We start from the raw sequence: 1,146 nt of genomic DNA, 5'->3' as shown, positions 1-1,146 counted from the left end.
TCATCCGCGACCCGGACTTCGCCGCCAAAGCCGCTCGGGTCCTGGACCTCTACGCCCGCACCCATGACGGCGTCCCGCTCGGCTCGGATGAGTACGTCATCTCCAGCGATGAGAAGACCAGCATCCAGGCCCGCCGCCGCTGCCATCCCTGCCTGCCGCCGGGCACTGCCCGCAGCATGCGGGTCAACCACGAATACGAACGCGGCGGCGCCCTGGCCTACCTGGCCGCCTACGACGTCCACCAGGCCCGCGTCTTCTCCCACCGCTCGACCAAGACCGGGATCACCCCGTTCATGGCCCTGGTCGAACAGGTCATGACCCAGCAACCGTATGCCTCCGCGAAAAGGGTGTTCTGGGTAGTCGACAACGGCTCGTCGCACCGCGGCCAGGCCGCGATCGACCGCCTCACGAAGCGGTTCCCGAACGCGGTCATGGTCCACACACCGGTCCACGCATCCTGGCTCAACCAGATCGAGATCTACTTCTCCATCGTCCAGCGCAAAGTGCTCACACCCAACGACTTCACCAGCCTTGACCAGGTCGAAGACCGACTCACCGCCTTCGAGCAGCGCTACAACGCGACCGCCCGGCCGTTCAGATGGAAGTTCACCCCGGCCGACATCGAGGACCTGATGGCCCGGATCGAGCGACACAAACAGAAAGAGCAGAACCTCCAACAACCCGCCGGCTGCGATCACCAGCCTGCCGCACACGCCTTGGCCGCATAACCCCCCAGGGTCATTGCGTTGTCGGGATGCTGCTGGTCACGGCGGTGATGAGGTCGTGGGGGCGGCGGTTGGCGCGTCGGGTGGCGCGGGCGATGTTGGCCTCGCCGTTGGTGCGGTGGTAGCCGATCGAGGTGTTACGCAGGGTCGCGAGGACGGCGGGTCCGGTGCCGGTCCGGGCTTGGTGGAGATCTTCACGGAAAGTGACGTCCCGGACGTGATGCACGCGGTTTTCGATGTGCCATTCGAGGCGGGCCCAGTGCTGCAGGTCGGCGGGTTGGGCCTGCTCGGCGGGTAGAGACACCGTGTAGTAGGCGGTTTCGCGGCTGGTCTTCCCGCTGGTGGTGCGGGTGCGGGTGATCCGGACGGCCTGCTGTGCGTGGGGGAACCCGATGCCTCCGGGGGTGTGCACGGTGATGGC

The 1,146-nt window shown here is 66.7% G+C and carries 1 protein-coding gene and 1 pseudogene; one reads left to right on the top strand and one right to left on the bottom strand.

The genetic code is table 11. The annotated features are described in order from the left end of the window. Positions 1-728: transposase (locus ABZV00_RS37850; RefSeq protein WP_355615484.1), on the top strand; the 728-nt coding region annotated here is incomplete at its 5' end. A 10-nt stretch (positions 729-738) separates the two neighbouring features. On the opposite strand, the pseudogene ABZV00_RS37845 reads toward ABZV00_RS37850, so the two are convergent. After that, positions 739-1,146: pseudogene (locus tag ABZV00_RS37845) on the bottom strand (ISAs1 family transposase); the annotation flags it as partial.

The sequence above is a fragment of the Micromonospora sp. NPDC005173 genome, assembly GCF_040608515.1.
In the GTDB taxonomy this organism is placed as follows: domain Bacteria; phylum Actinomycetota; class Actinomycetes; order Mycobacteriales; family Micromonosporaceae; genus Micromonospora.
Note: the sequence above shows the minus strand (reverse complement) of the source record. Positions and strands in the feature narration are given on the sequence as shown.